Source organism: Variovorax boronicumulans, assembly GCF_040544675.1.
Lineage (GTDB): Bacteria > Pseudomonadota > Gammaproteobacteria > Burkholderiales > Burkholderiaceae_C > Variovorax > Variovorax boronicumulans_D.
On sequence record NZ_JBEPKK010000015.1, the window covers coordinates 78,705 to 98,331 of the forward strand.

Sequence of the window (19,627 nt, forward strand, 5' to 3'; positions counted from 1 at the left end):
ACGACTGCGGATTTCAGTGGGCACCGGCGTCGCGCAGCAAGGCCGCCGCGCGCTCGCCCAGCGCCTCGGCCCGGGCGAAGTCGCCGGCTTCGGCCTGCGCCTGGACGCGCACCAGCGGCGCGTTGCCTTCGGGGTCGCCCCAGGCGGCATCGATGCGCAGGGCGCCGTCGGCCTGCCAGCGGGCGTGCGCGGCGAGCGGCATCGAGCAGCTGCCGCCCATCGCACGGCTCACCGCGCGCTCGGCGGCGGTCGAGAGCCAATCGCCCCGGTGGGCAAGCGGCGCGAGCAGTTCGATCAGATCGGTGCGGTCTTCGCGCACCTCGATGCCCAATGCGCCCTGCCCCGCGGCCGGCAGCATGTCGTCGGGTTCGAAGGCGATGCGGATGCGGTCTTCCAGCCCGAGCCGCTTCAAGCCCGCGGCCGCGAGGATGATCGCGTCGTACTGCCCTTCGTCGAGCTTGCGCAGGCGCGTGTCGAGGTTGCCGCGCAGCGGCTCGATGCGCACGTCGGGCCGCCTGGCGCGCAGCAGCACCACGCGGCGCAGGCTCGAGGTGCCGACCACCGCGCCGTGCGGCAGTTCGTCGAGCGAGGCATAGCGGGGCGAGACCAGCGCATCGCGCGGGTCCTCGCGCTCCAGCACGCAGGCCAGCACGAAGCCCGCGGGCAGGTCCATCGGCACATCTTTCAGCGAATGCACCGCGATGTCGGCGCGGCCGTCTTCGATGGCTGTTTCGAGCTCCTTGACGAAGAGGCCCTTGCCGCCGACCTTGCTGAGGCTCCTGTCGAGGATCTGGTCGCCCCGGGTCGTCATGCCCAGCAGGCTGACCGTGTGGCCCCGTTCTTGCAAAAGCTTTTGCACGTGTTCGGCCTGCCAAAGGGCCAGCCGGCTTTCGCGCGTCGCGATCACGATATTGCTCAAGACCGCTCCCAAAAAGTACATGTTTCCAGACCGCCGGAATGCTAGCATGTTGCGCCGCAGCAACGCAGGCGGCGCGTCCATTCAAGTCCCAGGAACAACATCGAATGAAAGCCAGCAAGACCCCTGCTCCCCCCAAGCGCCGCCAGGCCGAAGACCAGCCACTGATCGACGACATCCGGCTCCTGGGCCGGATCCTCGGCGACGTGATCCGGGAGCAGGAAGGAGACGAAACCTATGCGTTGGTCGAGAAGATCCGAACCCTGTCGGTGGCCTTCCGCCGCGATGCCGACCATGCGGCCGACCGTGCGCTGAAAAACCTGCTCAAGGGCCTGAGCGCCGCCGAAACGGTGCGCGTGATCCGCGCCTTCACCTACTTCAGCCACCTGGCCAACCTGGCCGAAGACCGCCACCAGATCCGCCGCCGCACCGAGGCCGACCGCGAAGGCGTGCACGCCGACGGCGACCTGCAGACCGCCCTCGCGCGCATCCGCAAAGCCGGCGTGAAGCCCGATGAAATCGTCGCCTCGCTGGCCCACAGCTACGTGTCGCCGGTGCTCACCGCGCACCCGACCGAAGTGCAGCGCAAGAGCATCCTGGATGCCGAGCGCGCCATTGCCCTCTTGCTCACCACGCGCGACGAGATCAAGCTGCGCCAGCACGCCTATGCGGGCGCCAAGGATGCGCTCTCGCCCATCGAGCTGGCCGACAACGAAACGCAGATGCGCACCCGCGTTACGCAGATCTGGCAGACGCGCCTGCTGCGCTTTTCCAAGCTCACCGTGGCCGATGAAATCGAGAACGCGCTGAGTTATTACGAAGCCACCTTCCTGCGCGAGATTCCGCGCGTCTACGCCGACCTCGAAAAAGCGCTGGCCCACGGCGGCAACACGCCCTCGGTCGCGCCGTTCCTGCGCATGGGCCAGTGGATCGGCGGGGACCGGGACGGCAACCCGAACGTCACCGCCGAAACGCTGGAGTACGCGCTCGGCCGGCAATGCGAACTGGCGCTGCGCCACTACCTCACCGAGGTGCATTACCTGGGCGGCGAACTCTCCCTCTCGGCCACGCTGGTCGATGTGTCGGTGGAAATGCAGGCCCTGGCCGAGCGTTCGCCCGACACCAGCGAGCACCGCAAGGACGAGCCCTACCGCCGCGCGCTCACCGGTGTGTACGCACGCCTGGCCGCCACGCTGCGCGAACTTACCGGCGGCGAGGCCGCGCGCCATGCCGTCGCACCGCAAAACCCGTACGCGAAGGCCGAGGAGTTCCTCGCCGACCTGCACACGGTCGAAGAGTCGCTGGCCGAAAAGCACGGCAGCGTGCTTGCGGCGCAGCGGCTGCGCCCGCTGATCCGTGCCGTGGAAGTGTTCGGTTTTCACCTTGCCACGGTCGACCTGCGCCAGAGCTCCGACAAGCACGAAGCCGTGATCGCCGAGCTGCTCGCCACCGCGCGCATCGAGCCTTCGTACGCGTCGCTCGCCGAAGAAGCCAAGCAGACGCTGCTGCTCAAGCTGCTCGACGATGCACGCCCGCTGCGCGTGCCGGACGCTGACTACTCCCCGCTCGCGAAGAGCGAGCTGGCCATCTTCGCCGCCGCGCGCACCGCGCGTGCGCGCTATGGCGCGGCGGCCATTCGCCACTACATCATCAGCCACACCGAAACGGTGAGCGACCTGCTGGAAGCGCTGCTGCTGCAGAAGGAAGTGGGCCTCCTGCGCGGCGCGATGGCGACCAACGCGGTGTGCGACCTGATCGTCGTGCCGCTCTTCGAAACCATCGAAGACCTGCGCAACGCCGCGCCCATCGTGCGTGCCTTTTACGCGCTGCCGAACATCCAGGCGCTCATCGAGCGCTCGGGCGGCGAGCAGGACGTGATGCTGGGCTACAGCGACAGCAACAAGGACGGCGGCATCTTCACCAGCAACTGGGAGCTGTACCGCGCGGGCATCGCGCTGGTGTCGCTGTTCGACGAGCTCAACAAGAAGAAGGCCAACCCAATCCGCCTGCGCATGTTCCACGGCCGCGGCGGCACGGTGGGACGTGGCGGCGGCCCGAGCTACCAGGCGATCCTTGCGCAGCCGCCGGGCACGGTGCGCGGCCAGATCCGCCTCACGGAGCAAGGCGAAGTGATCGGCTCGAAGTACGCCAACCGCGAGATCGGCCGGCGCAACCTGGAAACGCTGGTGGCCGCCACGCTCGAAGCCACGCTGCTGCCGCAGGGCAAGTCGGCGCCCGCCGCATTTCTCTCGGCCGCGGGCGAACTCTCGACCGCGAGCATGGCGGCGTACCGCAAGCTGGTGTACGAAACCCCGGGCTTCGGCGACTACTTCTTTGGCTCCACGCCGATCCGCGAAATCGCCGAACTCAACATCGGCTCGCGCCCCGCGTCGCGCAACCCCAGCCACAAGATCGACGACCTGCGCGCGGTGCCGTGGAGCTTCAGCTGGGGCCAGTGCCGGCTCACGATTCCGGGCTGGTTCGGATTCGGTTCGGGGGTGGAGCAGTTCCTCGCCGCCGCGGGCAATGCCGCCGGCAGGAAGGAACGCCAGGCACTGCTGCAACGCATGTATGAACAGTGGCCGTTCTTCCGCACGCTGCTGTCGAACATGGACATGGTGCTGGCCAAGAGCGACCTCGCATTGGCCTCGCGCTATGCCGAACTGGTGACCGACCGCAAGCTGCGCCAGAAGGTGTTCTCGATGATCGATGCCGAATGGCACCGCACCTCGGACGCGCTCACGCTCATCACCGGCGCCAAGCAAAGGCTCGAAGGCAATGCGGAAATGCAGCGTTCGGTGCGCCATCGCTTTCCGTACATCGATCCGCTGCATCACCTGCAGGTCGAGCTGATGCGGCGCTATCGCGCGGGCGACGGCGGCGAGCGCCTGCAGCGCGGCATTCACATCTCGATCAACGGAGTGGCCGCGGGCCTGCGCAACACAGGTTGATTTCTAGGCTTCGGCCACCAAAGACAGAGGGCGCCTTGTGCGCCCTCTCCTACGTGAACAGTCGGGAATGAGGAACCCGTAAGGTCAATTAAACAGGTACGGTCGGACACGTTCACAGTTCTCGCAATCGCGCGGCAGCTCGAAGTCGTTTCACAGGAGCCCGTTGCAATGTCAGTCCCGCAGTCCCTCACCCATTCGCAAGTCGATTTCGTCAACGACGATTTCGAAGCCCTCGCCTCCCACATGCGTCACTGCGCGCGTGCCCATGGCCGATGGTTCTCCGTGCGAAGCCATATGCAACGGGTGCGCGCACTCGCCGCGGGACGCATCGTGACAATGGCTTGCATGGCGACGGTCGTCGGCATCGGCGTCTTCGCGATCGCTTGAGCGCCGCAGCCGTCGTCGACCGCCTCCAGGGGCTCAGTCACTACGCCCGGACGCTTCTGCTGGGGCCGCACGATCCCCTGGCACTTCCGATACGCGCCGAACTCTTCGGCACCCAACGTTTCGAACAGCACGGCCACAGCCTCGCGCGCGCGCAAGCGGTGCAGGACGATGCGCACGCGCGCGAGAGATCGCCCTTTTTTCCGCGCGTGGACGAGAACCTCGAGTCGCTGCGCAACGCCTTCGACTACATCGCGCTGATCTCGCAGAGCGGGCGCTATGTGTCGCCGGCGGCCGAATGGCTGCTCGACAATTTCCACCTGGTCGAGGCGCAGCTCCAGCAGATCCACGACGGCGTGCCGCGCAGCTACTACGCGCGCCTGCCCAAGCTCGCCTCGGCGCCGCTGGCGGGCCTGCCGCGCGTGTACGGCATCGCCTGGGCCTATGTGGCCCACACCGACAGCGTGCTCAACAACACGCTGTTCACCGCCTTCCTCAACGCCTACCAGGACATCGACGAGCTCACGCTGGGCGAACTCTGGGCGCTGCCCACCACGCTGCGCGTCGTGCTGCTCGAAAACCTGCGTCGCGTGGCCGAGAGCATTGCCGAGAACAAGGTCGCGCGCGAGATCGCGCATGCGGCCTGGGACGCGGCGCCGAATCTTTCGGCACAGGACCTCGACGTGCTCTACCGCGCGCTGCAAAGCCACGGCCTGCAGGACAACTACCTCACGCAGCTCTGGCAGCGCCTGCCGGTGGAGCACGGCGAGAACATGCCCGCGCTGGTGCGCTGGACCGAGCAGCACTGTCCCAACGGCCCCGCGCTGATCAACGATGCGCAGAACGCGCAGGCCGCCGCCAACCTCACGGTGGGCAACATCATCACCACGCTGCGGATGATCGGCCAGGTGGAGTGGAGCGACCTCATCGAGCCGGTGAGCCGGTCGCTGCGCGTGCTGCGCGAGTTGCCCAGCTTTGCGAGCGAAAGCGAACTCACACGCCAGCAGATCACGCATGCGATGGAACAGGTGGCGCGCCACACCGGCCAGCCCGAGCGCGAAGTGGCCGAGGCCGTGGTTCGCCTGGCGGCGGGCGCGCCGCGCGATGGCATCGATGACGACACCGAAGCCGACGCGGACACCGACCGTGCCGACAGCACCGCCGGCTACTACCTGTTCGGCCAGGGCCGCCCGGCGCTGATCGCCGCGCTGCAAGCCGATGCGCCGCCGGCCCGCGATGGCCGCGTTGCGCCAAAGCGCCCGATGCGCGGCGGGGGCCGCAGCTGGCGCCTGCCGGTGTACCTGCTGTGCGTTGCCGTGGGCACCGCCTTGCTGCTGTTCGCCGTGGCGCACGGCCTGGCGCACCGCAGCGACTGGACCACCGTGCTCGCGCTGATGCTGCTGGCGTGGCCGCTCTCCGAGGCGCTGATCGCACTGGCGCAGCGGATCATGGCGGAGTCGGTGCGGGTGCAGGCCTTGCCGCGCCTGGACTTCGCCACCGGCATTCCCGAGCGGCACCGTGCGCTCGTGGTCATTCCAACCTTGCTGACTTCCACGGCGAGCAACACGCAGCTGGCCCACCGGCTCGAGCTGCACTGGCTCGCCAACCGCGAGCGGCACGCGCAGTTCGCGCTGCTGACCGACTGGGCCGATGCGCGGCAGGCCTCGCTGCCTGAAGACGCACCGCTGCTCGACGACGCCATCGCGCGCATCGCGGCGCTCAACGCAAGGTACCCCGTGCCCGACGGCGCGGCCCCGCGCTTTCTTGTGCTGCACCGCCCCCGCAGCTGGAGCGACACCGAGGAACGCTGGATGGGCTGGGAGCGCAAGCGCGGCAAGCTGGAGATGCTGATGCGCCTGCTGGCGACCGGCAACGCCGAAGGCTTCCTGCCGCTCGCGCCGGGCCAGCAACTGGCCGCGGGCCGCACGCCCTATGTGCTGACCCTGGACAGCGACACCGGCCTGCCGCCAGGCGCACTGCGCGACCTGGTGTCGATTGCGGCCCACCCGCTCAACGCCCCCGAAGTCGACCTGCAGAGCCGCTGCGTGGTCGCGGGCTTCGGCATCCTGCAGCCGCGCATCGTGACGCCGTTTCCGCTGCGCAACGAGCGCTCCTTCTTCCACTGGATATTCGCCGGCCAGTGCGGACTGGACCCCTACGGCAGCGGCGCCTCCGACTTCTACCAGGACGTGTTCGGCAGCGGCTCCTTCACCGGCAAGGGCCTCTTGAACGTGCGCGCCGTGCACGCCACCCTCGACCGCCGCCTGCCCGACAGCGCCGTGCTGAGCCACGACCTGCTCGAAGGCACGGTCGCGCGCTGCGCGATGGTGAGCGACGTGGTGCTGGTCGAAGACCATCCGCACCACGCCGGCGTGGCCGCATCGCGCGTGCACCGCTGGGTGCGCGGCGACTGGCAACTGCTGCCGCTGATGTGGCGCGCCCGGCGCTTCGGCATCGACGCGCTGGGCCTCTGGAAGATGGGCGACAACCTGCGCCGCTCGCAGGTGGTGCCCGCCTCCTTCGCGTTGCTGGTGCTGGTGATCTTCACGCAGGCCATGCCGCTCGGCTGGGCGCTCGCGGCCGTCGCTTCGGCGCTCGTGCTGGGGCCGCTGCTCGGCGCACTGGCGGGGCTGGTGCCCACGCGCCGCGCCATCGAGCTGCGTCACTTCTTCGATGTGGGCGCGGTCGAGTTGCTGCGGGCCATGGCCGGTGCCGCCTGGCAGTTCGTGCAGCTCGCGGCGCAGACGCGCCTGCTGCTCGATGCGGCCGTGCTCGCGACATGGCGGCTGGTCGTGAGCCGCAGGCACCTGCTGCAATGGACCACGGCGGCGCAGGCCCAGGCACAGTCCAGCCAGGAGCTGCTGCCGTTTCTTCGCGGCGGCGCCCTCAGCAGCGGGCTTTGCCTCGCGCTCGCGGTGCTCGCGCACTGGAGCGCCTACCCGGTCGTCGGGCCGCTGCTGTTCATCACCTGGGCGCTGGCGCCGGTCGCGGCATGGTGGAGCAGCCGCGTCGATGCCGAGCTGCCCGACCCCTTGAACGCCAAGCAGCGCGGCTACCTCGAACAGCTCGCGCAGGACACCTGGCGCTTCTTCGAGCATGTGGTCGGCCCCGAAGACAACCACCTGCCGCCCGACAACCTGCAGCTGGAGCCGCAGCCCACCGTTGCGCACCGCACCTCGCCGACCAACATCGGCATGTACCTGCTGGCCGCCTGCTGCGCGCGCGAGTTCCGATGGATCGATACGGCGGCGCTGCTCTCACGCCTGACCGCTACCCTGGACACCGTGGACCGCATGCACAAGCACCACGGCCACCTGTTCAACTGGTACGACACGCAGACGCTCAAGCCGCTGCCGCCGGACTATGTTTCCAGCGTGGACAGCGGCAACTTCGCAGGCCACCTGGTGACGGTGGCGCAGGCCTGCCGCGCCTTCGCCGCCGAGGGCTGCGAGGCCGACGAAGCGCCCGCGCTCGAAGCCCTTGCGCAGCGCTGCGATGCACTGCACCACGGCATGGATTTCAGCGGGCTCTACGACCCCAAGCGCCACCTGTTCCACATCGGCCTGCGCGTGGAGGAGAACGTGCTCGACGCGAGCTACTACGACCTGCTGGCCTCCGAGTCGCGCCTGTTGAGCTTTCTGGCGATCGCCAAGGGCGACGTGCCGCGCCGCCACTGGATGGCGCTGGGCCGGCCGTTCCTGCTGGTGGGCTTCCAGCCCAGCCTCAAGTCGTGGTCGGGCTCGATGTTCGAGTACCTGATGCCCGCGCTGGTGATGTCCGAACCCGAAGACGGCCTGCTGCAGGTGGCCAACTCGGCCGCCATCGCCGAGCAGCAGGCCTTCGGCCGCGCGCAGAACCTGCCGTGGGGCGTTTCGGAATCGGCCTACTTCGCGCAGGACCACTCGCTGGCCTACCAGTACTCGCCCTTCGGCGTGCCCCGCCTGGCGCTGCGCCGCACGCCGCCCACCGACCGCGTGGTCGCGCCGTATGCGAGCGCGATGGCGGCGGTGCTCGCACCGGCCGCGGCAGTGGCCAACCTCGAACTGCTGGAGTCGATGGGCGCGCGCGGCGAGTTCGGCTTTCACGACGCGGTGGACTTCACCGCCTCCCGCCAGGCCCAGGGCCAGAGCTTCACCGTGGTGCGCAACTTCATGGCGCACCACCAAGGCATGTCGCTGGTCGCGCTGTGCCATGTGCTGCGCGCCGAGGCGCCGCGCCGCTGGTTCGGCAGCGCCGCGCTGGTGCAGGCGCACGAGTCGCTGCTGCACGAGCGCACGCCGCGGCAGATCATCGGCAGCGCCGATCCGCGCACGCCGCCCGAGCCCAGCCAGGCCGAGCTCTCGCCGCTGTTCCAGCCGCGCGTGGTCGACCCGACGGCGGCCGGCTTCCAGCCCATGCACCTGCTCTCCAACGGCCGCTACACGGTGGCCCTGCGCCCCAACGGCGCGGGCGTGAGCCGCTGGCGTTCGTTCAACGTGACCCGCTGGCGCGACGACCCGCTGCGCGACAGCCACGGCACCTTCTTCTACCTGCGGGATGAAGGACAGGAAGGACAGCGCGACCTCGTTTCGCTCACCGCCCTGCCCGCGCCCGGCGCCGACTGGCGCTACCGCACCCGCTTCCTCGCCGACCAGGTGCAGTTCGACGCGGCCGGCCCCGGCCTTCAGGTGCGCACCACGGTGCTGATCAGCCCCGAGGACGACACCGAACTGCGCAACGTCACGCTGCACAACTCGGGCGACCGCACGCGCACGCTGGAACTCATTTCCTACTTCGAGCCGGTGCTGTCCAACCCCAAGGCCGACGAGGCGCATCCGGCCTTCGCCAACCTGTTCGTCGAATCGCGCTGGGAGCCCGCGTGGCGCGCGCTGCTGCTGTCGCGCAAGCCCCGGCTGCACGGCGACGCGGTCATGGCGGCCGCGCACTTCGTGGCCTCCATCGACGCCAACGTGCTCTCGATCGACTGCATGACCGACCGGCGCGCCTTCATCGGCCGCAACCGATCGCTCGCGAGCCCCGCGCTCGATGCGCAGCCGCTGGGCGCCAACGGCAAGCCGGTGAACGGCCTGGACCCCATCGCCTGCCTGCGCGTTCGCCTGTCGATCGCGCCGGGCGCCACCGCGCGCCTGAGCTTCGCGACCGCCGCCGACGAAAGCATCGAGGCGCTGATGCCCAGCATCGACCGCTACATGCAGCCGATGCACGTGGAGCGCGCCACACGCATGGCCGCCACGCTGGCGCAGGTGCGGCTGCGCGACCTGAGCATCGCGCCCGCGCAGAACCTGGCGCTGCAGGACCTGACGACCATCCTCACCTACACCACGCCGCGCATCATGAAAGACCGCGGGCTCATCGACCTGCGGCAGATCTGGCGCTTCGGCATCTCGGGCGACAAGCCCATCGTGCTGGTCTACATCCACTCGATGAACGGCATGGGGCTCATCAACACGCTGCTGCGCGCGCAGCCGTGGTGGGGTTTCGGCGGCGTGGCCTGCGACCTGGTGGTGCTCAACAGCGAGCCCAATTCCTACCTGATGCCGCTGCAGCGCGAAATAGAGATGCTGCGCGCACGCGTGGCACAGCAAACGCAGAACAGCTTTCCGCGCCACGACACGGCCGGCTTCTACCTGCTGCGCGACCACGAGGTGGTGCCTTCGGAAAAGGCCGCGCTCTCCAACCTCGCGCGCGTGGTGTTCACCGCCGACGGACGGGTGCTCGAAGCGCAGGTGGCGGCCTCGCACGAGGCGCGCAGCCCCACCGTCGCCGACGACAGCAGCGCGCCGGTGCCGCATCGCACGCCGCTCCTGATGCGCTCGGCCGCGCCCCGGTCCGCAGGGCCCGCGACGATGCCGTTGCCCGCGCCCGCAGGCCGCTTCGATGCGCACAGCGGCGAGTTCCGCTTCGACGTGGACCTGGACAACCGCACGCCGCGCCCCTGGGTCAACGTGATCGCCAACGCCGGCTTCGGCTTCCAGGTGTCCGAATGGGGCACCGGCTTCACCTGGGCCGGCAACAGCCGCATGCACCAGGTCACGCCGTGGTCGAACGATCCGGTGCAGGACCCGGCCTTCGAGCACTACCTGCTGCAGGACCTGTCGACGCGCGAACTGCTGCCGCTCACGCCGGCCGGCCGGGGTGCATCCGGCTCCGAGGCCGTGCGGCACCGCGTGCGGCACGGGCAGGGCTACACCGTCTTCGAATGCCGGCTGCACAACCTGACGCTCCACACCACCTTCTTCGCGGACCGCGACGACGCCGTGAAGCTGGTGCATGTGCGCGTGCACAACGAAGGCGCCGGGCAGCGGCGCCTGCGCGCGCTCGGCATGGTCGAGTGGCAGATGGGCGCCGCGCGCGGCGCACGCCGCACGGTGCATTGCTGGAAGCCCGAGGACCAGCCCGCGGTGTTCGGCCAGCAGCGCGAAGCCAGCGGCGGCTTCGGCGGCAGCGCGGCTTTCTTGCTGCTCACCGGATGGCGCGGCGGAACGGTGGGCGCCACGCAATGGACCTGCGACCGCAACGAGTTCTTCGCCGGCCACGGCATCGTGGAGGTGCCCGACACCCTGGCGCGCCGCGCCGGCAGCGGGCTCGATGCCTGCGCGGCCATCGACGGTGAATTCGTGGTCGGCGGCGGCGAGACCGTGGAATTCACCTTCGTGCTGGGCCATGCCGACTCCGCCCAGGCGGCGCTCGACCTGGCGCATCGCTGGCGGCAGCGCGACGTGCCCGAGGCGCTGGCGCAGGTGCGCGGCTTCTGGGACGAGCTGCTGGGCCGTCTTCAGGTGCGCACGCCCGACCCGCTCTTCGATGCGATGGTCAACCGCTGGCTCATCTACCAGACGCTGGCCTGCCGGCTCTGGTCGAAGGCCGGCTTCTACCAGGCGGGCGGCGCCTTCGGCTTTCGCGATCAGCTGCAGGACGCGATGGCTTTTGCGCTCACCGATCCGGCGCGGCTGCGCGAGCAGATCCTGGTGAACGCCGCGCGCCAGTTCCCCGAAGGCGACGTGCAGCACTGGTGGCACATGCCCGGCGGCGCCGGCGTGCGCACGCATTTCTCGGACGACCTGCTGTGGCTGCCGTTCGCAGCGGCGCACTACGTGGAAGTGACGGGCGATGCCGCGTTGCTCGACGAGGTGGTCGCCTTCATCGAAGGTCCCACCATCCCGGACGGCGCCGAAGACGCCTACTACGCGCCGCATAACAGCGGCCGCACGGCCACGGTGTTCGACCACGGCGCACGCGCCATCGACCGCAGCCTCGCCACCGGCGTGCACGGCCTGCCGCTGATGGGCACCGGCGACTGGAACGACGGCATGAACCGCGTGGGCCACGAAGGCCGGGGCGAATCGGTGTGGCTCGCGTGGTTCCTGTGCAGCGTGGTGGCGCACTACGCGCCCATCGCACAAGCACGCGGCGAGCACGAGCGCGCCGCGCGCTGGACCGAGGCGCGGCGCGGCTGGATCGCCGCGCTGCACGATGCCGGCTGGGACGGCGCGTGGTTCCGCCGCGCCTTCTTCGACAACGGCGCGCCGCTGGGCTCGTCGGCCAACGACGAATGCCGCATCGACCTGATCGCGCAGGCGTGGTCGGTGCTCTCGGGCGCTTCGGACGAGGCCCACACCGGCCCGGCGATGGCCGCCGTGAAGAAGCACCTGCACGACGAGCCGGCCGGCCTGCTGCGCCTGTTGACGCCGCCTTTCGCGCACTCGACCAACAACCCCGGCTACATCCAGGCCTACCCGCCGGGCGTGCGCGAGAACGGCGGCCAGTATTCGCACGGCGCCGTGTGGGCGCTGATGGCGCAGGCGATGCAGGGCGACCGTGAAGCCGCGTGGCAGAGCTTCGAGGGCCTGAGCCCCGCCCACCGCGCCGCGCACCCGGAGCGCGGGCCGGCCTACGAGCTGGAGCCCTACGTGATGGCAGGCGACATCTACGGCGCCGCGCCGTACGTCGGACGCGGCGGCTGGAGCTGGTACACCGGCTCGGCCGCATGGCTGCACCGCGCGGCCGTCGAAACGCTGCTGGGCCTGCGCGTGAAGGGAAGGCAGCTTTCACTGACGCCGCACGTGCCCGCGCACTGGCCGGGCTTCGAGATCGCGCTGCGGCTGGGCGAGCGCAGCCTCACGCTGCAGTGGGGCACGCCCGAGCTTGCCGCGACGCCCACGCACCATGCGGCGGTGGGCGAGTGGATCGATTGGCAGGCGCTGCCGGTGGATGCGGTGCTGCGCGTGGGTTGAGTGCCTTTACTGGGTTAAGGTCCGCGGGCCGATTTCTCTCGCACGCCCATGACCAAGATCCAGTTCCGCCGCCAGCTCATCGTCTTCATCCTGCTGTGCGTGGCGATCGCGGGCGCGGTGGTGCGGCACTACGCGGAGCGCGGCAGCACCACGCGCGACATCGCCACGCTGCTGATGGTGCTGTGGGTGCCGATCATCGGCAACGTGATCGCCTGGCTCATCGGCAAGCTGCCGCGCCGTGCACCGCCGCCCGAACCCGCAAGCTTCGATGGGCGGGAGTCGTTCACGCCGCATCTGCAGGTCGAGCTCACGCTGCGCCCCGCGGCGCTGCCGGTTCACGATGTGCCGCTCTCCGCCGGGGAATACCGGTGTGCGCTGGTGGTCGACAAGGAGGGCTTCTCCGCCCGCTGGATCGTGCCGCCGGGCGAGGCGCTGGAGCGCGGCAAGCCGCATGCGCTGGCTATCGAGTTCCTCACGCCCGAGCTCGCCCGCCCCCGCTTTGCGCCGGGCGCGGACTTTCGGGTGCTGGTGGACGACCTGTTCGTGGCTGACGGCCGGGTCTTGTCGCCCGCCTAGCGTCGCCGGATGGCGATAGCCGCCAAACAGCAGCAACCGCGGGCGGCCGATCGCGAAAAGGGGCGATTGTTCGTCCCTGGGAAACTGACTACTGCCGCGCGGCCCCTTTGTCACAAAGGCGCCCGCTTCCACACTCCCTGGACTCCCGCAACCAGCACCGGCACGCGCCTTGCCGCTGCGCTCCAGGATTCCTTTCATCATGATGAACACCCCCAGCAGCAACCCCTGCGCCGACGATCTCGCGCCCGGGCTGGCCAGGCCGGCGGCACGCTCCGCGTGGCTGGCCGTCGGCTCCATCGCCGTCGGCACCTTTGCGATGGTCTCCACCGAGTTCATGCCCATCGGCCTGCTCACCGACATTGCGCGCGGCCTGAACGTGTCTGATGGCACGGCCGGACTCATGATCACCATGCCCGGCGTGCTCGCCGCCCTCGCCGGGCCCGGGCTGATCGTCGCTTCGGGCAAGCTGGACCGCCGCACGGTGCTGATTGCGCTCACCACCTTGCTGATCGCCTCGAACCTGCTGGCCGCTTTTGCGCCCAACTTCGCGACCATGCTGGTGGCCCGCCTGCTGCTGGGCCTGTGCGTGGGCGGCTTCTGGACCTTTGCACCGGCCGCCGCCACGCAATTGGTGCCGGACGCCTCCAAGGCGCGGGCCATGTCGTACGTGCTGGCCGGCGTGTCGGCCGCCACCGTGCTCGGCGTGCCCGCGGGCTCGTTCCTCGGCACGCTCTTCGGCTGGCGCGCTTCGTTCGCAGTGACCGGTGCGCTGGCCGCGGTGGTGCTGCTGGTGCAGCTGTGGCTGCTGCCCGCCATGCCGCCGGCACGCGCCATCGGCGCCCGTGACCTGCTCACGCCGCTCACCCGCCGCATGGCGCAGGTCGGCCTGCTCGCGGTGCTGTTCTTCATTGCCGGCCACTTCGCCGCCTACACCTACCTGAAGCCGCTGCTGCAGCAGGTGTTCGGCCTGGCGCCCAACGAGGTCTCGATGCTGCTGCTGGTGTACGGCGCGGTGGGCTTCATCGGCACTTTCGTCGGCGGCAGCCTGGTGGCGCGCAGCGTGCGCGGCACCACCTTGCTGGCCGCGCTGATGCTGGCCGCGGCGCTGCTGCTGTCCACGCTGATCGGCAGCGGCTTCGCGCCCGGCGCCGTGGTGGTGTTCATCTGGGGCGTGGCCTTCGGCCTGATTCCGGTGGCGCTCACCGGCTGGATGATGGAAGCCGTGCCCGATGCGCCCGAAGCCGGCCAGGCGCTGCTGGTGAGCGGCTTCCAGGTGGCGATTGCCTCGGGCGCGCTGATCGGCGGCGTCACGGTCGACAACTTCGGCATTTCGAGCGCGATGGTGCTCAGCGGCGTGCTGGTGCTGATTGCCGCGCTGATCGTCGGCACGCTGGGCCGCGCGCGCGGCGGGGCGCCGCTGGCGGTTATTCCGGAGTAAGCGAAGTCTTTCGGAATTTTCGAATGGGATGGCGGCATTGATTTAAAAGAAATCGATGCCGCCATTTTTATAAATTGATTCTTTGCGCAATCAATTTTTAATAGTTGATCGATTTTTGAAGCCCAGCCCTCGCTTCAATTCGGATCTGTTAATTTTTTCACGCCGTCGCGCTCCGGAAACTCACTGAGCACGATTAAGTGTTTTAGTTTTTGAAGCGCCGGGCTGTCGCCATGCACCTGCGCACGGGCGACGATGTTCCTACGCCCACGCCGCAGCCTCCAACGCGATGCCCGCGAACGGCTTTTCTACTGGGCCAATGCAGCAGAAACGGCCGCGCCTCGCGCAAATCGGGCATTGGCCCGATATTTCCTGCGCGACAAAATTCACACAAAAATTCCAAAGCCAACAATCCATGGCGGTTGTTAATGAATCTTTGATTTGCTGAGGACTATTTAACGCGCCCAAAGCGTGGTGCACTTCTAGACTCGCGCCTCTCGAAATTCGATAACAAAAATCAGCAGGGGTGGCGCAAACCAACTCGACGCAGCATTTCATTGCCTGCGGAATCCACCGTTGCACGGTGGCCTGGCTGCGGGTTGCCTCTGTGCGTGTCATCGAACCGGGCCACGCGATGCAGATGGGGCAACCCACTCCGGCATCGACTCCAACCGTCTGGAAATCACTGGAAGAAACTTGGCATGAACAATATTTACCGCTCCATCTGGAATGAATCGCTGGGTGCCTGGGTGGCGGTCAGCGAGCGGGAAAAGAGCAGAGGCAAGGCAGGCAAGAGCGGTCGTACCGGGGGCTTCGTTCTGCGATTCACCTTGCTGTCTGCTTCGGTGGCTCTTGCCTTTGGCGGGACGATCCCGGCAGCCCATGCGCAGCAGCTCGCATGCAGCGCTGTCGACCCGCTCGTGAATTGCCAGCCAGGGGCGGGGCGCACGATCGGCTTCGGTCTCATGTTCACCGCGAATCCCGATTCGACCGGACGTGACGAATTTCTTGTCTTGCGGGGCGGTGGCACCGGGGGCGTTGTCCGCAACTACTTCGTCGGCAACTCCGACCTCGCCAACACCTCGAATGTCACGCTGGGCGACGAGGGCGCCACAAACTCCACCACGACGATCTTTGCCAACCATTTCCAGGTAGGCAACAGCGCGACCACGGCCTCCGGCGACAACAGTTCTGCCATCGGCATCGGCGCCCGAGCCATCGCTTCGGACACCGTCGCGATCGGCAGCCAGGCGAATGCCTACGGCAGCCAAGCCGTCGCGATCGGCAAGGACGCACGCGCCAACACCTTCGGCACCGCGATCGGTACCGGCGCCAACGCCGAAGGCCTCAGTTCCGCCGCGTTCGGACAGTCGGCGAGCGCAAAGGGACTGAATTCGACGGCCGTGGGTTTCCTGAGCAATGCCGCCGCTGCCTCGAGCACGGCGTTCGGCGAAAGCGCGCGTGCGGCCGGCGAGTTCGCGCTGGCCGCGGGCAACAACGCGAGTGCCCTGGGGTATGCGAGCACCGCCATCGGCGCGAGCGCGGCTGCCACACAGGACTTGGGTACTGCAATCGGCGCGGAGGCCAACGCGGACGGCCATTCGGCGACTGCGATCGGCACGATCGCGAGCGCACTTGGCGACCACAGCGTCGCCATCGGCCGGTACTCCGTCGCCAAAAGCACGGCTGGGGTCGCCATCGGCAACGACACCCAAGCCGCGGCCACCAATGCGGTGGCCGTCGGCACCGGGGCACTGGCCAGCGGCACCGACTCGCTCGCGCTGGGCACCGATGCGCACGCGGTCGCGCACGACTCGATCGCCATCGGCGGAGAGTCTTCCGTGGCCGGGACGGCCACCTTCGGGATCGCGGTCGGACGCGGCGCGATCGTCGACAGCATCTTGGGCCTCGCCATCGGTGTAGGGGCGAATGCCTCCGGCGACGGCAGCGGCATCATGGCCATCGGCAACGGGGCGAAGGCAAGCGTCGGAACCAGTACGGCGATCGGCGTGAACGCCAATGCGGCCAACACCGATGCGACGGCACTGGGCAACGGTGCGTCGGCATCGGGAACACAGGACACGGCGGTCGGCGTCACCGCCAAGGCCACTGGCGGGTCGAGTTCGGCGTTCGGCAACGGTGCCCATGCCAGCGGCGGCAATTCGCTGGCACTGGGTGTCGGCAACGTCGCCTCGAACTTCGCCGCGGTGGCGGTGGGCAACCAGAGCACGGCCTCGGGCTTGAACAGCATTGCCGTGGGCTCCCAGGCCAAGGCCACCCAGACGGATGCCATCGCGGTGGGTCAGGGGGCCCAGGCAACTGGGTCATCCGCCATCGCGGTGGGTGTGGGTGCCAAGGCGGCTTATGCCGACAGCGTTGCCATCGGTGCGGGCAGCGCGACGGGTGCCTCGGCGTCCACGGCCACGGGGTTCCTCACGGGCGCAACCGCGCCTGCATCCGAGGTGTCGGTGGGCTCGTCTCTGGCGCAGCGCCGCATCACGAACGTGGCCGACGGCGCGGCGCTGCAGGATGCCGTGACGGTGGCCCAATTGAGCACCGGGTTGAGCACGACCGCGAGCAGCATCGGCAGCCTGTCGACCTCGACCTCCTCGGGCCTGAGCACGGCGACCAGCGGCATCTCCAGCTTGTCGACGGGCCTGGCCCGCTCGGTCCAGTACGACGACGCGAGTCGCACCACAATCACGCTGGGCGGCGTGGGCGCGACGGCGCCTGTGAGGATCACCAATCTCGCTGCGGGCGCGAACCCGACCGACGCAGTGAACTACGGCCAGCTGACATCGCTCTCGACAAGCGTCTCCAGCGGCATCTCCAGCGTGTCTACCGCTTTGAGTTCGACCCACAGCAGCGTGAGCAGCCTGTCGACGTCCACGTCCTCCGGTCTGAGCACGGCCACCAGCCGCATCGACAGCCTGTCCACCTCGACGTCATCGGGCCTGAGCACCGCCGCCAGCGGCATCTCCAGCCTCTCCACGGGGCTGAGCGCGACCCACAGCAGCTTGAGCAGCCTGTCGACTTCCACGTCGAGCGGCCTGAGCACGGCGACAAGCAGCATCGACAGCTTGTCGACTTCGACGTCATCGGGTCTGAGCACGGCCACCAGCAGCATCAGCAGCCTGTCGACCTCGGTGTCGTCCGGCCTGAGCACTGCGACCAGCGGTATCTCCAGTCTCTCCACAGGCCTGAGCACGACCAACAGCAGCGTGAGCAGCCTGTCGACTTCAACCTCGTCGGGCCTGAGCACCGCGACAAGCAGCATCGACAGCCTGTCCACCGGCCTGAGCACGACCAACAGCACGGTCAGCAGCCTGTCGACAGGCATGAGCAGTTCCACCAGCGGAATCTCCAGCCTGTCCACCGGCCTGAGTTCCACGACCAGCAACATCAGCAGCCTCTCGACGTCCACGTCGGTCGGACTGAGCACAGCGACCTTGGGCATTGGCAGCCTGTCCACCGGGTTGAGTACCACCGAACTGAACGTCGGCAGCCTGAGCACGGCGGTCCACACCCTCTACAACGACGGCACAAAGTACTTCGACAACAACTCGACGGCGCCGGGCTCCAGGGCCTCCGGCCAGGACGCCGTGGCGATCGGGCCGCAGGCGCTGGCCAGCGGCGCCAATTCCTTTGCGGCGGGCAACGGCGCGAAGGCGACGGCCGACGGTGCCGTGGCGGTCGGCTTCGGCGCGCAGGCCACGGGGGCCAACGCGATCGCCATCGGCACCGGTTCATTGGCCACCAACGCGCAGGCCATCGGCACGGACTCCCGCGCCGGCCGCGGCGGTGTGGCGCTTGGCGACGACGCCGACGCCGGCGGCACGGCGCTGAGCCAGGCGCAGAACATTTCCCATGGCACGGCCATCGGCTTCGGCGCGGTGGTGACGCAGAGCGGCGGCGTGGCGCTGGGTGCGAACTCGGTCGCATCGACGGCAGCCGGCACGGCGGGGTACATCCCCGGCGGCGCGTCGGCACAACAGCAGGCCGCGATCCGGGCGACCACCAGCACGCAGGCCGCGGTGTCGGTCGGCGACGCAGCCAACGGCCAGTTCCGCCAGATCACGGGAGTGGCAGCCGGCACGGCCGACAGCGACGCTGCCAACGTGGCGCAGCTGAGGGCCAGCGCCAGCGCAGTGGCCGCGGGCAGCGTGCAGTACGCCACCAACCCCGACGGCTCGGCCAATTACAACCAGGTCACGCTGGGCAACGGCCAGGCGCCGAACGGCACGCGGGTCTCGAACGTGGCGCCGGGCATCGCGCCCGCCGACGCGGTCAACGTGGGCCAGTTGAGGGCCGCCCAGAGCCAGCTGCAGGGCCAGATCGGCGCCACGCAGCGCATTGCCTACTCCGGCATCGCGATGGCCTCCGCCATGAGCGCGCTGCCGCAGTCCATGACGCCTGGCAAGACGCTGATGTCCGTGGGCGTGGGCAACTACGCTGGCTACGGCGCGCTCGCCATCGGCTTCTCGTCGCGGTCGGACAACGGCAAGTGGGTCTACAAGGTCAACGGCGGCTACAGCGGCACCAGGCTCAACGTCGGCGTGGGCGTGGGCTACGAGTTCGATTGACGGCCGTTCGCAGCCAGAACGAAATCGCGCGGCCGGATGATGGCGAGTTTGCACAATCGTCCTGTGGCGGTGGCTCATCTGGACGACGAAGATGCGCACGGCACGGCGGTGCAGGACAGGCAGGGAAACAACGGGCCATCAGGCGTCCAAGTTCGCAAGCGCCGCCAACTTCCTCACCGCGTCGGGCTGTAGGCAGCATTTCGATCTGCTACTGCTGCTGACTTCGCAGGACGAGTTGGCGCACCGGAGCCTGCGCGCTGCTTGCGAAGTGCTGGGCGTGGCGCTTCTGGTGTTCCCGCAAGGCGGCTCCTGCAGCGGCTGCATGAAAGCCTCGGGTTCGAGTTGGGGGTGCGCTACGCAACGTCTTCTTCAAATTCGGGCATGGGTGGATACGGTGTTGATGCAGCGTGCGATGCATTGAGCCCGTCATGCCTCCTTCACCGGGTCGCGCTGCCGAGAACGGCGGACCCGCGCGGTCGACGTGCAACATCAATGAGTTGATGCAACACAGTGTCTTTTATTAACTTTGCAACTGTATTGCGTTTAAA

Annotated in this window: 7 protein-coding genes and 1 pseudogene; 7 read left to right on the top strand and 1 reads right to left on the bottom strand. The window is 68.6% G+C overall.

Going from position 1 to position 19,627, the window contains the following annotated elements:
* Positions 1-13: 13 nt before the first annotated feature.
* The gene (gene hemC / locus ABIC90_RS22710; RefSeq protein ID WP_354358119.1) at positions 14-940 is read right to left on the bottom strand and encodes a hydroxymethylbilane synthase; all 927 of its coding nucleotides are present in this window, start codon (positions 938-940) and stop codon (positions 14-16) included.
* An 83-nt stretch (positions 941-1,023) separates the two neighbouring features.
* Here hemC and ppc point away from each other — a divergent pair, with 83 nt between their 5' ends.
* From ppc to ABIC90_RS22745, 7 genes and pseudogenes are all read left to right on the top strand, one after another.
* On the top strand, positions 1,024-3,867 hold the full coding sequence (gene ppc / locus ABIC90_RS22715; protein WP_354358121.1) for a phosphoenolpyruvate carboxylase: 2,844 nt from the start codon (positions 1,024-1,026) through the stop codon (positions 3,865-3,867).
* Positions 3,868-4,035: 168 nt separating this feature from the next.
* Positions 4,036-4,254: a hypothetical protein gene (locus ABIC90_RS22720; protein WP_354358123.1), complete on the top strand. Its 219-nt coding sequence runs from the start codon at positions 4,036-4,038 to the stop codon at positions 4,252-4,254.
* A complete protein-coding gene (locus tag ABIC90_RS22725) occupies positions 4,251-12,485 on the top strand; it encodes a GH36-type glycosyl hydrolase domain-containing protein (protein ID WP_354358124.1) in 8,235 nt (2,744 codons plus the stop codon). The genes ABIC90_RS22720 and ABIC90_RS22725 overlap by 4 nt, the downstream gene beginning before the upstream one ends.
* 48 nt (positions 12,486-12,533) lie before the next feature.
* Complete coding sequence (locus ABIC90_RS22730) at positions 12,534-13,061, top strand: hypothetical protein (protein WP_354358126.1); 528 nt, start codon at positions 12,534-12,536, stop codon at positions 13,059-13,061.
* Between the two features lie 199 nt (positions 13,062-13,260).
* Positions 13,261-14,499, top strand: coding sequence for an MFS transporter (locus tag ABIC90_RS22735; RefSeq protein WP_354358128.1), 1,239 nt, complete (start codon positions 13,261-13,263; stop codon positions 14,497-14,499).
* Between the two features lie 698 nt (positions 14,500-15,197).
* A pseudogene (locus ABIC90_RS22740) lies at positions 15,198-15,323 on the top strand (ESPR domain-containing protein); the annotation flags it as partial.
* Positions 15,324-15,461: 138 nt separating this feature from the next.
* Positions 15,462-19,079 (top strand): YadA-like family protein, encoded by a 3,618-nt coding sequence (locus ABIC90_RS22745; RefSeq protein WP_354358196.1) that lies wholly within the window; start codon positions 15,462-15,464, stop codon positions 19,077-19,079.
* Positions 19,080-19,627: the final 548 nt, after the last annotated feature.

Bases quoted from the DNA above. Each gene is read 5' to 3' on its own strand.
- ABIC90_RS22745 (WP_354358196.1), top strand. From the start codon at position 15,462: ATGTTCACCGCGAATCCCGATTCGACCGGACGTGACGAATTTCTTGTC.
- ABIC90_RS22730 (WP_354358126.1), top strand. From the start codon at position 12,534: ATGACCAAGATCCAGTTCCGCCGCCAGCTCATCGTCTTCATCCTGCTG.
- ABIC90_RS22735 (WP_354358128.1), top strand. From the start codon at position 13,261: ATGATGAACACCCCCAGCAGCAACCCCTGCGCCGACGATCTCGCGCCC.
- hemC (WP_354358119.1), bottom strand. From the start codon at position 940: ATGTACTTTTTGGGAGCGGTCTTGAGCAATATCGTGATCGCGACGCGC.
- ppc (WP_354358121.1), top strand. From the start codon at position 1,024: ATGAAAGCCAGCAAGACCCCTGCTCCCCCCAAGCGCCGCCAGGCCGAA.
- ABIC90_RS22720 (WP_354358123.1), top strand. From the start codon at position 4,036: ATGTCAGTCCCGCAGTCCCTCACCCATTCGCAAGTCGATTTCGTCAAC.